Source organism: Microbulbifer aggregans, from assembly GCF_001750105.1.
Classification (GTDB): domain Bacteria; phylum Pseudomonadota; class Gammaproteobacteria; order Pseudomonadales; family Cellvibrionaceae; genus Microbulbifer; species Microbulbifer aggregans.
On record NZ_CP014143.1, the window covers coordinates 3,058,319 to 3,072,136 of the forward strand.

At 61.1% G+C, this 13,818-nt stretch carries 10 protein-coding genes; 5 read left to right on the forward strand and 5 right to left on the reverse strand.

Annotated elements, in window-relative coordinates:
- Positions 1-57: 57 nt before the first annotated feature.
- Positions 58-1,281, reverse strand: a complete 1,224-nt coding sequence (locus tag AUP74_RS13305; protein ID WP_069947997.1) for a CaiB/BaiF CoA transferase family protein — start codon at positions 1,279-1,281, stop codon at positions 58-60.
- A 192-nt stretch (positions 1,282-1,473) separates the two neighbouring features.
- On the opposite strand from AUP74_RS13305, the gene AUP74_RS13310 reads away from it, so the two are divergent.
- Positions 1,474-1,800: an Mpo1-like protein gene (locus AUP74_RS13310; protein WP_069947998.1), complete on the forward strand. Its 327-nt coding sequence runs from the start codon at positions 1,474-1,476 to the stop codon at positions 1,798-1,800.
- 18 nt (positions 1,801-1,818) lie between these two features.
- Here AUP74_RS13310 and AUP74_RS13315 read toward each other — a convergent pair whose 3' ends face one another.
- Positions 1,819-3,252 (reverse strand): TyrR/PhhR family helix-turn-helix DNA-binding protein, encoded by a 1,434-nt coding sequence (locus tag AUP74_RS13315; RefSeq protein WP_083260987.1) that lies wholly within the window; start codon positions 3,250-3,252, stop codon positions 1,819-1,821.
- Between the two features lie 169 nt (positions 3,253-3,421).
- On the opposite strand from AUP74_RS13315, the gene phhA reads away from it, so the two are divergent.
- The 4 genes from phhA to AUP74_RS13335 all read left to right on the forward strand — a co-directional run bounded on the left by phhA (position 3,422) and on the right by AUP74_RS13335 (position 7,964).
- Entirely contained in the window at positions 3,422-4,237 is an 816-nt protein-coding gene (gene phhA / locus AUP74_RS13320) for a phenylalanine 4-monooxygenase (protein ID WP_069948000.1), read from the forward strand.
- Between the two features lie 247 nt (positions 4,238-4,484).
- Positions 4,485-4,961 (forward strand): Lrp/AsnC family transcriptional regulator, encoded by a 477-nt coding sequence (locus AUP74_RS13325; protein ID WP_069948001.1) that lies wholly within the window; start codon positions 4,485-4,487, stop codon positions 4,959-4,961.
- 98 nt (positions 4,962-5,059) lie between these two features.
- The gene (locus tag AUP74_RS13330; RefSeq protein WP_069948002.1) at positions 5,060-6,688 is read left to right on the forward strand and encodes an aminotransferase class V-fold PLP-dependent enzyme; all 1,629 of its coding nucleotides are present in this window, start codon (positions 5,060-5,062) and stop codon (positions 6,686-6,688) included.
- Positions 6,689-6,794: 106 nt separating this feature from the next.
- Complete coding sequence (locus tag AUP74_RS13335; RefSeq protein WP_069948003.1) at positions 6,795-7,964, forward strand: cation:proton antiporter domain-containing protein; 1,170 nt, start codon at positions 6,795-6,797, stop codon at positions 7,962-7,964.
- 13 nt (positions 7,965-7,977) lie between these two features.
- Here AUP74_RS13335 and AUP74_RS13340 read toward each other — a convergent pair whose 3' ends face one another.
- From AUP74_RS13340 to AUP74_RS13350, 3 genes are read right to left on the reverse strand one after another with little or no spacing between them, the layout of a single operon-like run.
- The gene (locus AUP74_RS13340) at positions 7,978-11,124 is read right to left on the reverse strand and encodes an efflux RND transporter permease subunit (RefSeq protein WP_069948004.1); all 3,147 of its coding nucleotides are present in this window, start codon (positions 11,122-11,124) and stop codon (positions 7,978-7,980) included.
- Entirely contained in the window at positions 11,121-12,371 is a 1,251-nt protein-coding gene (locus AUP74_RS13345; protein WP_069948005.1) for an efflux RND transporter periplasmic adaptor subunit, read from the reverse strand. The genes AUP74_RS13340 and AUP74_RS13345 overlap by 4 nt, the downstream gene beginning before the upstream one ends.
- Positions 12,371-13,816, reverse strand: a complete 1,446-nt coding sequence (locus AUP74_RS13350) for an efflux transporter outer membrane subunit (RefSeq protein ID WP_069948897.1) — start codon at positions 13,814-13,816, stop codon at positions 12,371-12,373. Before AUP74_RS13350 ends, AUP74_RS13345 begins: the two co-directional genes overlap by 1 nt.
- Positions 13,817-13,818: the final 2 nt, after the last annotated feature.

Below are 13,818 nucleotides of genomic sequence, written 5' to 3' on the forward strand. Positions count from 1 at the left end.
TGAACAATCGCCACTCTCCCAGTCTAGAAGGTCGACCCGTGCAGAGATTTCTTCGCCTCAGAGGACGCCGGCATCACGCAGTGCGGCAATCTCCTCGTCGGACTTGTTCAGGGTATCCCGCAACACCTCATTGGTGTGCTGTCCCAGAACCGGTGGTGCCTGATCGTATTCGAGCGGAGATTCAGAAAAGATCGCCGGGTTCCGCACAGTGCGGACTCGGCCGGCCTCCGGGTGTTGCTGCTCGATCACCATACCGCGGGCCTGCACCTGTGGATCGGCAAAGACCTGTTGCAGATCATTGATCGGGCCACAGGGCACGTGCGCATCACTGAGCTTTTCCAGCCACCAGGCGGAATCGCGCTCGCGGGTTGCGGCCTCAACCAGGGGGATCAGTTGTTCACGGGCAAGCACCCGGGCTGAATTGGTCGCATAGGCGGGTTGCTCCGCCACATCTTCCAGCCCGGCAATCTTGCAGAAACGCTTGAACTGCTCGTCGTTGCCCACCGCCAGCATGAAGTAACCATCCCTCGACGGCACTGCCTGATAGGGCACAATGTTGGGATGACCTGTGCCCTGCCGCTCCGGACTCTTACCGGATGTAAGGAAATTCTGCGCCTGGTTCGCCAGCCAGGCTACCTGAGTGTCGAGCAGCGCCAGGTCGATGTACTGCCCGATTCCCGTGTGCTGTCGATGTACCACCGCCGCCAGTACCGAGGACACCGCGTACATGCCCGTCATCAAATCGGCCACCGCCACACCCACCTTCTGCGGGCCCGCGCCGGGTTGCCCTTCGGGCACGCCGGTAATACTCATCAGACCACCCATACCCTGAATCATGGCATCGTAGCCGGCCCGGTTCCGGTAGGGTCCGGTCTGGCCGAAACCGGTAATGGAGCAGTAAACGATGCCGGGATTGATGGCCCTGATGGACTCGTAGTCCAGGCCGTACTTAGCCAGACCGCCGACCTTGTAATTCTCCAGCAGGATATCGCTCTCGCTCGCCAGCGCGCGAATGATCTCCTGCCCTTCCGGGCGGGTAATATCCACCGTGATGGATTTCTTGCCGCGATTTGCGCTCAGGTAGTAGGCCGCATCGGCAGTATCTGCCCCCTGTTCGTCTTTAAGGTAGGGAGGGCCCCAGTGACGGGTATCATCCCCTTTTTCCGGGCGCTCGACCTTGATGACCTCGGCTCCAAAGTCGGCAAAAACCTGTCCCGCCCAGGGGCCGGCGAGAATGCGACTGAGGTCCAGTACTTTCAGATGGGAAAGGGGGCCCGACATACACTCCTCTCTGTGTGGCGTTTCTTTGTTTGGCTTGTTGTGGCCCGCAGCCTACCAGATTCCCCGAGAGACTGTTCACCCAAAATTTCCCCGCATTCAAGGGTGTTGCCCGTCATATTGGACAGACTCGAGAATGGCCTTAAACTGGCAACACTTCCGATAACAACGATTTACAACGAAAGGAGCGGAGCCATGCCCGCCAGCAGCAAATCGAGAGAAACAGAGTTTGCGTCCTTCCGGGAGTTTTATCCCTATTACCTCAACGAGCACCGCAACCTCACCTGCCGCCGACTGCACTTTGCCGGGACCGCCCTCGTGATCGCCCTGGTCGTGACCGCCATCACCAGCGGTAACATGAGCTGGCTGATAGCGGTTCCCTTTGCCGGGTATGGTTTCGCCTGGGTCGGGCACTTCTTTTTCGAGCACAATCGCCCGGCCACGTTCAAGCATCCGTTCTACAGCCTGTGGGGCGATTTCGTCATGTTCAAGGATATGCTGATCGGGCGTATCGATCGCTGACAGAGCGCCAGAGCGGGGCTAGCTCTGCTGCCTGGCGCTGGAGCTCACGGCAGTAAGGCCGTGGTCCCGCAGTTTATTGGCGACAGCCGTATGAGACAGCCCCAACCGGGCCCCGAGCTCTCGGGTGCTTGGATAACGCTGCAGCATTTCCTCTAACAACTGCCGCTCCACTGCCCGCATGATGTCCCGGTAAGTCATCCCCTCGCCCCAGTCCTGCCATGGCGTCAGTGATACAGGTTCCGGGCACGGCAAATCCTCCGGCGCCAACCGTTCTCCTCCCCTGCGACGACAACGGTTAACCCCCTCCGTCAGATGATCTCGTAATTCAGCAAAGTTTCCCGGCCAGTCGTGTCCCATCAACAGCGGCCGACACGTGTCGGAAAGACCCTCGCGCCCAGCTTCTTTCAGCAGAGCGCTGGCAAAGCGCGCCACCTCCCCGCGCAACTGACGCAACGGCGGCAGGTGCAGGGTCAGCGAGGAAAACAATTGTGCTAATGCCGGCGGTAACGAACTGGCGCTGCGACTGGTACCAACCAGGCGCAGCGCTGCGGGGCAATCGCGCAGCACCCGAACCAACTGGGTGGCATCACTGACTGACAGCCGATCCAAGTCGTCCAGGATCAGTGTGCCGCGGTCCGGCAGCGCGCCACTGCCAGGCAGAGGCCCGGCAGCACATTGCCAGCGCACACAGCGTCCCCCGGAGGCCAGCGGGGAGAGAAAATGAAATGCCCCGGCAAAGGTGGTTTTGCCCGTACCGCGCTCTCCGGTCACCAGCACCGGGGATTGGAGGGAAGCCATCTCCTGCAACTGCAGACAGGCCTCACGCCGCCGACCGAAATCCCACAGTATGGACAGTTCGCCGAATGTTTCAGCGCCGCTGCCATCCGGATCCGCACTCAGGGTAATCACCGCTCCGGCCAGGGAATCGATGGAGGCGGGACTTTCCTGATCCAGTATCGGGGTCCATTCCAGCAGGAAATCCCGACCACGTACCGAGACTGGCACCCCGTACCGGGGGGCTGTCAGGTCCCGCAGTAGTTCGGCAAGCTGTAGATCCGGCAGAAACCGCTGCAACTGCAGCCCCGGCACACGATCCAGGCTGACCCCGAAGGCCCGTGCGGCAGCCAGGTTTGCGGCAACAATCCGCCCCTCCCGGTCCACAGACAACACAGGCTCGGCCACATGGCGCAGCAGTGTATCCAGTTCAAAGTGTCTTCGCTCAGAGGGAATCAGACCGATCCGGCGCACACGGCGGATTCCCGGAACATCCGCCAGGGACTTCTCAATTGCACGGTACTGGGCCAGCAACAGCCCGGGGACATGGAGGTAGACTTTGTCTCCGCTTTCACCGCCAAGCTCTCCGGAAACCACATTTACCCGAAAATCGGTAAATATATGTGTTATTTCCTGAAGTATACCCACACGATTGGCACAGGTAATCTCGATTCTCACAGCGCACCTGTAAAGATTTATTTACAAAAAGTGTAGCGCTGGCGCCGGTAATGAGACAACCCGTAGGCCTCTGCCCTCCCCTCTCGAGGCATCGGAGCCTAAGAATAAGTGTCCAAGCTAATAAGAAGAATTGAGAGCTCCCCAAGGCGGGGCTCAGAGGAGTAGCCGAATGAAAAGTGAGAGCAAAAGCAGCGGCAAGAAGGGCACCAAGTACATCGCCCGCGAGCCCGATGCCAATGGCATCATCCAATACTCCGATGTGGAGCATGAAACCTGGCAGCGGCTCATCGAACGCCAGCGCAAAATCATCCCCGGTCGCGCCTGTGACGAATACCTGCACGGGCTCGAGCTGCTGGACCTCCCCACCGACCGTATTCCGCAACTGCACGAAATCAGTGACGTGTTGCGCCGGGAGACCGGCTGGGAAGTAGCCAGGGTGCCCGCCCTGATCGGATTCGAGACCTTTTTCGGGCTGCTGGCAGACCGCAAGTTCCCGGTGGCCACCTTTATCCGTACGCCGGAAGAATTCGACTACCTGCAGGAACCGGATATCTTCCACGAAATCTTTGGCCACTGCGCCATGCTGACCAATCCTGCCTTTGCCAACTTCACCCAGAAGTACGGTGAACTGGGCCTTGCGGCTTCGCCCAAGGAACGCGCGTACCTGGCCCGCCTCTACTGGTTCACGGTGGAGTTCGGACTGATGCAGACCAGCGAGGGCCTGCGCATCTACGGCGGCGGCATTCTGTCATCCCCGAAAGAGACCCTGTATGCCCTGAGCGATGAGCCGGAGCGCTTTGAATTCGATGTCCTCGATGCACTGCGCACCCCTTACCGCATCGATATCGTGCAGCCGGTCTACTACATGCTGAACGATCTGCAGCAACTGCAGGAGCTGACCGAAATCGACCTGATGGCCAAAGTCCGCCAGGCCATTGAACTGGGCCTGTTCGAACCCCGCTTCCCGCCTAAAGACGCCGCCTGAGGCGCACTTTTCGCCGGCCCGGACTCCTCCGCAGCCGGCGAAAAATTCAACTACCAGCACCATTTTTTGGAGACTATCGTTACGGCATCTGGTGGCGCGTGAGCCAACCGATTCCCGCCGGGATCTTCCCTTAGGGTCGGATGGCAGCGCGACACGAAATGTAGCCGGGGTATTTTGTACCACTGGCGGCTGAAAAAGCATCGCCGAGGGAGATAATCCCCCGCTCCAATGGGAGGCTTTTAGAATTATGTCCTCACTTGATGCGATCGATAGACAACTTCTTGCCATCTTGCAGGCAGATGTTAGCCTCTCCATCGAGGAACTGGCGGAGCGTGTCGGGCTGACAAAGACTCCCTGCTGGCGACGGGTACAGAAGCTTGAGAAAAGTGGAATCATCCGTCGCAAGGTGGCACTGCTGAATGCAGAAATCCTCGGCTTGCCGGTATCGGTATTCGCCCAGGTCAAAACCGATCAGCACACGGCGGAATGGGCCGACGCCTTTGCGGCCCACATCGCCAAGTTGCCAGAAGTGGTCGACTGTTACCGTATGGCGGGAGACTACGACTACCTGCTCCGTATCGTCGTGAGCGATATCGCGGCTTATGACCGCTTCTACAAGGAGCTGATCCGCCACGTCGGTATCAGCGATATCGTGTCGAACTTCGCCATGGAGCAGATCAAGAGCACCACGGAGCTGCCAATTCCTTCCGGAGAAAAAGAATAAACCGGCAGCGTGCCCGATCCACCACGGGTGGCGCGGCCGCTGCACAATAATTGGCCGCGCGCCCAGGCGCAGCGGCCTCAGTAACTTTCGAGGTAACCATGGCCGCCTGCGATGCACTCCTGGCCCGAATCCGTGACGCCGTCATCGGCGAGCGGATGCCGCTGTCCACTCCCTTTGGAACCCGTCCACTCATCTATGCCGACTACACCGCCTCAGGACGTGGACTGACCTTTATCGAGGACACAATCCGCAACCAGGTACTTCCCTGGTACGCCAATACACACACCGAGACTTCAGCCACTGGCCGCCAGACAACCGCGTTTCGCGAACAGGCGCGGGCTGCAGTGCGCCGCTCGGTGAACGCAGACGATGAGCATGCGGTGATTTTCTGTGGCTCCGGGGCGACAGCCGCCATCAACCGCCTGGTAGACAGTCTCGGACTGCGCAAACCAGCCAGCAAGCACTTCCCGTCTGAACAGGCCGAACTGCCGGAGCACCTGCGGCCGGTCATCTTTATCGGCCCCTACGAGCACCACTCCAATGACCTGCCCTGGCGGGAGTCCCTGGCCCAGGTGGTGACCATCCCCCAGTGCCCCGAGGGTGGCGTGGACGTGGCCGCACTGGAGGCAGCACTGCGGCGTTACCAGGACCGACCACTGAAGATTGGCAGTTTTTCCGCCGCTTCCAACGTCACCGGCATCCGCACGAATGTCGCCGCCGTGACCGCACTGCTGCACCGTCACGGTGCTCTGTCCTGCTGGGATTACGCCGCGGCAGGGCCCTACGTTCGTGTAGATGCCGCCGGTGACGGCGACAGCACCCGCATCGATGCCCTGTTTATCTCCCCACACAAGTTCGTTGGCGGCCCCGGCACTCCGGGGGTGCTCGTCATCGACCGCAAATTGCTGCCAGCCGGCCAGCCGGCGGTTCCTGGCGGAGGCACCGTTTCCTGGGTCGGCCCCGAGAAGCACACCTACCTGCCACCGGGGGAGCGCCGTGAAGAGGCCGGCACCCCGGCCATCGTCGAATCCGTGCGTGCGGGCCTGGCCTTCCAGCTCAAGGATGCGGTCGGCGCCGACGAGATCGAGCGCCGTGAGGCGGAGTGGCTGCGACGGGCCTTTGCCCGCTGGGCGGCCAACCCCAACATCGACATCCTCGGCGGTACTGAAGCCGAGCGGGTCAGCATCGTCTCCCTGCACATCCTCAGGGAGGGCAAGCCCCTGCATCACGGTTTTGTCGTGGCCTTGCTCAACGACCTGTTCGGCATTCAGGTGCGCGGGGGTTGCTCCTGTGCCGGGCCCTATGGCCACGCACTGCTGCACCTGACCCCGGAGCAGAGTGAGGCACTGGAGAGCGTGGTTGCTGGCGGCGAAAGCCTGCTGAAACCAGGCTGGGTGCGCCTCAATTTCAATTACTTCCTCGACACCGAGACCGCGGACTATCTCATCGAGGCGATCGAACTGATCGCCGAGCACGGGTACCGGTTGCTGCCCTACTACCAGTACGACGCAGAAGCCGGTGTATGGCGCTTCCAGGGTGAACACAGCGAACCGCCACTGCCGCTGTCACTGGACGGCGCCCAGGCACCGGTACCGGAGCGCATCGAGACACCACTGGCAGAGTTTGTTGAAAGCGCACGGGAAATTCTGGCAGCGCCCCGCGGTGAAATCTGCGCACAGCCGATTCTCTCGCCACGGGCGGAAAATCTGCGCTGGTTCAATCTCTGACCAGTAGCGGGTCCGACCACTGAGGAACCATCGCATCCGCCGCGATGGTTCCAGCCGTGCCATCATCTATGGATAATGCAACAAAGCCGGCAAACAAGGACGTGCAGTGGCGGAGACCTCCCTCTTTCAATCATTCTTCCTGATTTTCAGTGGCGCGGCCCTGCTGGCCACGCTGGCGCTCTATGGCCGCCAGCCCCTGCTGGTGGCCTATATCGCCCTCGGCGTGCTGCTTGGCCCCTCGGTCCTCGGGGTCGTCAACAACGTCCAGTTACTCGCCGACATGTCGACGATTGGAATTATCTTCCTGCTATTCCTGCTGGGTCTCGATATGCAGCCGCAGGCGCTGCTGTCGGTGATCCGCAAGGCAACTTTTGTCGGCATCGTCAGCTGTGCGGTCTTCCTTGGTCTCGGGTATGGTCTGGGCCAGTTGTTCGGGTTCACTACGGTTGAAAGCTGGGTGATCGGCATGGCGATGATGTTCTCCAGCACCATCATCGGCATCAAGCTGTTACCGACCACCGTGCTGCATCACAAGCACCTGGGCGAGTTGATGGTCGGCCTGCTGTTGTTCCAGGATTTCGTCGCCATTGCCTGCCTGATGATTCTGCTGAGTGGCAGCACCGGCCAGGTGGATTTTGCCCAGCTGGGTATCTCTTTCGCGGCCCTGCCACTGCTGGTGCTGGTGGCGTGGGTGATCGTGAAATATGTCCTGCTGCCACTGTTTACCCGTTTCGACCGTTTTCACGAATATATCTTTCTGCTGGCCCTGGGCTGGTGTATGGGAGTGGCAGAGCTGGCGGAAATCCTCGGTCTGTCGCGGGAAATCGGTGCTTTCATTGCCGGCATCACCATGGCGACCAGCCGTATTTCCCAGTACATTGCGCTCAGCCTGAAACCCCTGCGGGACTTCTTCCTGATCCTGTTTTTCTTCAGTATCGGCGCACAGTTCAAGCTCGCTATGGTGCCGGAAATTGCGGTGCCGGCGCTGATCACCGCCGCCGCCGTGCTCGCAGTCAAACCACTGGTATTCCGTCTGCTATTGGGCAATCAGAGTGAGCAGAAAGTGCTGGCCTGGGATATCGGCTTTCGCCTCGGGCAGATCAGTGAGTTCTCGCTGCTTATCGCCTTCCTCGCCACCAGCCAGCAGCTGATCGGCAGTGGTGCCTCGCACCTGATCCAGGCGACCGCGATCCTGACCTTTCTGGTGTCGTCCTACATCGTGGTGATGAACTTCCCCAATCCCATTGCGATCAAGGACGAGCTGCGGCGTGATTAGCTGCGCCGCTTCTTCAGTGGTTGGCCAGCCGCGTGCGGCTTCGAAGTCCAAACAACAGCGGAATATCCCGCGCGAACATCAGGTAGAGGCACGGCACCAGTAACAGGGAAATTGTCGTGGCGGCGAGAATTCCGTACCCAAGGGAAATGGCCATCGGGATCAGGAACCGCGCCTGCACCGAAGTTTCAAAAATCATCGGCATCAGCCCGCAAAATGTGGTCACCGTAGTGAGGATAATTGGGCGAAAACGACGTGCGGCCGCCTGTTTGATGGCATCGGTCACATCGACTCCCTGCTCACGCAAGCGGTTGCCGTATTCGATCATCACCAGAGTGTCGTTGATGACCACACCGGCCAGGGCCACCATGCCCAGCAGGCTGATCATGCTCAGACCGTAGCCCATAAGCAGGTGACCCAGTACTGCACCGATGACACCGAACGGAATGGCCACCATGACTGTCAGCGGCTGTATATAGCTCTTCAGCGGAATCGCCAGCAGCAGGTACAGTGCTGCCATGGTAAGGGTGAAGGTCAGCCCCAGGGACATCAGCCCCTCACGCTCCTCGGCCTGGCGCCCTTCGTAGGAAATTCCCAAGCCCGCATACTCCGCCTTCAGTTGCGGCATAATGCTGCGGTTTAGCTCATTGATGACCAGCGCTGCCTGGTCGGCCGGCTCGACATTGGCGGTGACGGTCATTACTCGGCGCCCTTCACGCCGATTGATGCCCGCATAGGCGCGCCCCTGGTCGATGGAGACGAGATCCGGCAATGGCAGCCAGATATTGCCCGGTGCCTGCACCATGATACTGGCCACATCTTTCAGTGAACCGCGCTGGTTCTCCGGCAGTCGCACCATGATTTTTACCTGATCCCGGCCGCGCTGCTGGCGCAACGCCTCTGCACCATAAATCGCGGCGCGCAACTGCCGACCGATGTCCGTAGCAGATAGCCCGAGGCTCTTGGCGGTGTCACTCAACGTGAGATCCAGTTGCTGCTTGCCGAGAGAGATACCGGGATCGATATCACTGACACTGGGGAACTCCTCCAACGCCTCTGCCAGCCGCAGAGCCACCGCCTCCAGGGTGCGGGTGTCCGTGTGCCTGAGCTCTACCGTCAGGGCAGGTCCAGCCCCCGGACCACCGCGATCAGCGGCAAAGCTGGAGCTGAGCGCCCCGGGCACAGGACCCACCTCCCCTCGCCAGGCGCGCACAAACTCTCCCGTCGTAAACGGACGCTGATCTGCCGGAACCAGATAGACATCGACCTGCACCCGGTTGTCCCGGATCAGGCCGCGCATACCGAGGAAAACCCCTTCGCGAGCCATTTTTTCCAGCGCGCGATCTGCAGCCCGGGTAATCTGGGCACGGGCGCGCGCCAACTGCTGTTCTGCCGTACCAGCGGGAAAGGTGACTTCCACCCGGCCCGAGTCCCGTTCCACCCGCGGCAACAGTGTAAAACCCATGCGGCCACTGGCGGCGTAGCCGGCCACGACCATCAGTGTGGCCAGTGCCACAGCAATTGTGATGTAGCGATGGCGGATACAGACATCGAGAAAAGGCTTGAAGCGCTTTACGACAAAGCGATCGAGGCTGCGGGCAATCGTGCGTTGCCGCGCCGCAAATCGTCGTGCTCCGGCTTTGCGATAGCCTCGCCGTGAATAGGCCAGATGGGCAGGCAGAATGAACAGCGCTTCCAGCCAGGAGATGACAAATACAGAGCCTACGACCAGTGGAATGATGCCGAAAATTTTGCCCATAAATCCGGGCAAAAACATGAGCGGAATAAAGGCGACAATGTTGGTGAGAATGGCAAAAGTCAGAGGTACTGCCACCTGTCGCGCACCGGCAATGGCAGCCTCCAGATTGTTGTAACCGAGGCGTCGCCATTCATAGATATTTTCTCCTGCGATGATTGCATCATCCACCACTATCCCCAGTGCGATGATGAAGGCAAACATGCTTACCATGTTGATGGACACATCCATCGCCGGCAGGAACAACAGCGCGCCGAGGAAACAGGTCGGAATACCAAGGGTCACCCAAAAAGCCAGGCGCAACTCGAGAAAGGCACCCAGCACGATGAAGACCAGCATCAGGCCGATAAAGCCGTTCTTCAACAGCAGCGACAGTCGCTCTCGGAAAATTTCCGAATCGTCGTCACGGATACTGATCTTTACCCCATCCGGCAAGGTCGGCTCCACTTCTGCCAGAACCTCACGGGTCGCCTGACTGACACTCATCGGGGTTTCGTTGCCAACACGAAATACATCGACGCCCATCGCTGGCTGACCGTTGAAGTTCATATTGCGCGGCTCTTCCACCAGCGCATCGCGGACCGTGGCAATATCCTTGAGACGAACAGTGCCGCCCCCAGCCGCCTGGACAACGACAATTTCACCAAACTCTCGCGCCCAGTCCCGGCGCTCGGTGACCCGCACCAACACTTCGCCGGCTTCAGTTTTTACCGCTCCGGCCGGCACATCCACCGCCGCAGCACGAACCAGCTGTGCGACTTGCGGTAGCGACAACCCGTAGCGTCGGAGACTCTCGCGGGAAACCTCCACGGCCACCTCATAGTCGCGCACACCGTAGGCCTCCAGAGCGGTAATGTCCGGGTGTGCCTCCAACTGCTCATAGAGCAGCATGGTGATTCCACGCAATGCGTGAACGTCGATATCACCATGCACCACCAGGTCGAGTACATCGCGCCGGTGATCGGCAAGGCTGACCTGGGGTCGTTCAATGTCGTCGGGGAAGGTAGTGACCCGGTCGATGGCCTGCTGGATGTCCTGGTAGACCTTGTTGCCGTCCACGCCGGCCTGCAGCTCCACGCTGAGCGTGGCACTGCCCTCGTTGGCCGTGCCGCGCATCTCGCGGATACCGGGTATTCCCTGTACTGCCTGCTCGGCCGCGACCAATACCCCTCGCTCCACCTCCTCGGGGCTGGCGCCGGGATACGCGATCTGTACCGTAACCATATCGAGGCTGAAATCCGGGAAAACTTCTTTTTTGACCACCGTCGCAAAAGTGAGGCCGCCGAGAATCAGTACCAGCATGAGGAGATTGGCGGTGACATGGTTGTGGGCCATCCAGGCGATCGGCCCACCATGGATGTCGACTGGCTGCCGCGGAACCCGTTTGGAACGCTCCAGCTCACTCATCCGCGCTCTCCGGCTTCAGGTGGCGAACCACCCTCCTCCAATTCCGAAGCCGCCTCGCCTTCCCGACTCTCTTCCGGATCGCGCTGGCCAGGTTTCGTGCCCACCGCAGGAGCCTCTCGAACGCGCACCAGCATGCCATCGGTGACTGCCGTCAACCGGGTGGTGACAAGGCGTTCACCACCTTCGAGCCCCGATTCCAGCACAGCATAATCACCACTGAGATATGCCAGCTCGACCTGGCGGACGGTAATCCTGTCATCGCGCACTTCCCAGACCTGGCCACCGTCCTGAAGCGCGGTCAGAGGAATCCGCACCCGTGCCCGCTCCGCCGGGCTGACGATGTTGACCTGGGCCAGGTCATTGAGCAGCAACTTGGGCTCGGAGACCAGCTCCTGGGACAGAGGGTCCTGTAGTTCGACGAGGACCCTGGCGAGACGCCCCTGCTCCTCGAGCACGGGAATCAACCGCACGAACTGGCCTCGCCGGTAGGTCCCCGGTGGCCACTGGCTGCCACGGATTCGCACCTCAGCACCCTCCCTTTGCAAACGAGAGAGCTGTACCGCTGGAATCTCTACCTCAACCTGAAACAGGTCCGCCCCCGCCAGCTGGTAGAGCACGGTGCCCGGACCAACCCGATCGCCGATATCGACGCTGCGGCTGACCAACAGTGCATTGAACGGAGAGCGAACTTCGGTCAGGCGCAGATCTCTCTCCGCCAGGCGCACGGCTGCCTCGGCGGCCTCAACCCGGGCCTGCGCCGCGGCCAGTTGTGGCTCCCGTAGCACCAGGGCGCGGTCGGCTTCTGGCACGGAGCTGCCGAGCAGCTCGTACTCCTCTTTCGCCACCAGTTGCTGTCCCCGCTCCTGCTGCAGTTCCGCACGGCGTTCAGCCAGGGTGCTGCGTGCAGTGCGGAGTGCCAGCTCGTACGGTTCCCGCTCTATGCGTGCCAGTAGCCGGCCCGCGGGCACGGTCGCCCCCTGGTCCAGGTCGTAATCCAACCACTCAACCCGCCCTTGCACCTGGGGCTCCAGATCCACGGTCTCCCGTGGACGGACCCGCCCGAGCGCCTCGACCGTCACCGGGAACTCCCCAAGCTCGGCCGTGATCACCTCCACCAGGGGCGCAGGCGGCGGCTCATCGCCCCGCTGCATGGTGGGTTTTTCTCGGAGGAACCAGCTGGCAATCAACACCGCCCCAACCAGTAAGCCAACCGGTAACGCGAAGTTCCAGTTCAGCCGCTCCAGCATCAGCTACCTCCCTGCCGGTAGCGCTCCAACTCAAGCGGCTGAGCGTCCGGAAGGTCCTCCCCGGGTATACCGCCGGACAGGGCACGATAGAGCACGACCCGGTTCTCGATCAGCTCCCGCTGGGCGGCCAGCATTTGCCGCTCGAGGCTTTGCTGTTCATTGGTGGCTGTGAGCACGTTGAGGAAATCTACCGTGCCACGGGTATACGCCCGGCGCTGGCGCACCACAATAAGGTCGGACAGTTGCGCGCGTTCCCGCAGGTACCGCAAACGCTCGCGCACCGCCTGTTCCTGTATCAGGGCACGCTCGACCTCGGACAGAGCAGATAAAACTGTGCTTTCCAATTGCGCCCAGCGCTCCTGCTCGGCGGCCTCCTGACGCTTGCGCTCCGACGACAGACGTCCTCCGTCAAAGATCACTCCCTCGGCAGCGGCGGTGAGTGTCAGCAGCCAGTCTTTGGTGATATCGCTGATGGAGGGGCCACCCCCGCTGTAGAAGGCGGCGAGGCTGATCACCGGCAGGCGCTCGGCCCAGGCCTGTTCGGCCAGGTAGTAGCCCTCCAGCAGGTTGCGCTGTGCCTCGAGTACATCTGGGCGTCGCAACAGGAGGTGCGCGGGAACACCGGTATTGGGCAGGGCCGGCAACATGGGTAAGCCGGTGCGGGGCTCGACCATACCATTCAGGACTTCGGTGGTTGTGCCGACCAACGTCGCCAACTGAACCTTGAGGGCCTCGATGTTGAACTCGGTCTCTGTCAGCTCCTGTTGCGACTGTACAACCAACGACCGTTGCTGCAAGACATCCGCAGCGGCACTGATGCCACCACCGAAACGGAGTTCCAGTACCCGCAAGGTCTTGCGGTTGATATCCAGCTGTTGATGCAACAGATCGCGCTGCCCCCACTGTTCGCGGAGCTGCAACCACGTGGTGGCGACTTCAGAAGCCAGGCTGAGTGCGGCAACCTGGAGGCTCTCCTCGCTGGCCAGGCGCGCCGCTTCAGCGGCGCGGGCGCTCGACCTGACCCGCCCCCACAGATCGATTTCGTAGCTGGCGGCGAGGCGTCCACTCCAGCTGCCGCCCTCATTTTCGCCACCGGAAAAATCAAAGCCGCTGTCCTGGGAGCGGCGCTGCTCCGTGTGTTCCAGCTCGCCACTGACTTGTGGCCAGAACCCTGATCGGGCGCCGCGTGCCACCGCGGCCGCCTGCTCGAGACGCCAGAGTGCGGCCTTGAGATCCGGACTGCCAGTCAGCGCTTGCTGTACCAGGGCGTCCAACTGCGGGTCGCGAAAACTTCGCCACCAGCGCTGATCCGGTATCGCGTCACCGGAAGCGGAGAATTGGTCAGGTAGAGCCAGTGCCTCTTGCGGTAACCCGGGTGGCAGCGGCTGGACCGCGCAGGCGGACAGCAGCGGCAGAACAATGACCAGCGCTCGCAGAGCAGACAAGG

Bases quoted from the DNA above. Each gene is read 5' to 3' on its own strand.
- AUP74_RS13325 (WP_069948001.1), top strand. From the start codon at position 4,485: ATGTCCTCACTTGATGCGATCGATAGACAACTTCTTGCCATCTTGCAG.
- AUP74_RS13340 (WP_069948004.1), bottom strand. From the start codon at position 11,124: ATGAGTGAGCTGGAGCGTTCCAAACGGGTTCCGCGGCAGCCAGTCGAC.
- AUP74_RS13305 (WP_069947997.1), bottom strand. From the start codon at position 1,281: ATGTCGGGCCCCCTTTCCCATCTGAAAGTACTGGACCTCAGTCGCATT.
- AUP74_RS13310 (WP_069947998.1), top strand. From the start codon at position 1,474: ATGCCCGCCAGCAGCAAATCGAGAGAAACAGAGTTTGCGTCCTTCCGG.
- phhA (WP_069948000.1), top strand. From the start codon at position 3,422: ATGAAAAGTGAGAGCAAAAGCAGCGGCAAGAAGGGCACCAAGTACATC.
- AUP74_RS13330 (WP_069948002.1), top strand. From the start codon at position 5,060: ATGGCCGCCTGCGATGCACTCCTGGCCCGAATCCGTGACGCCGTCATC.
- AUP74_RS13345 (WP_069948005.1), bottom strand. From the start codon at position 12,371: ATGCTGGAGCGGCTGAACTGGAACTTCGCGTTACCGGTTGGCTTACTG.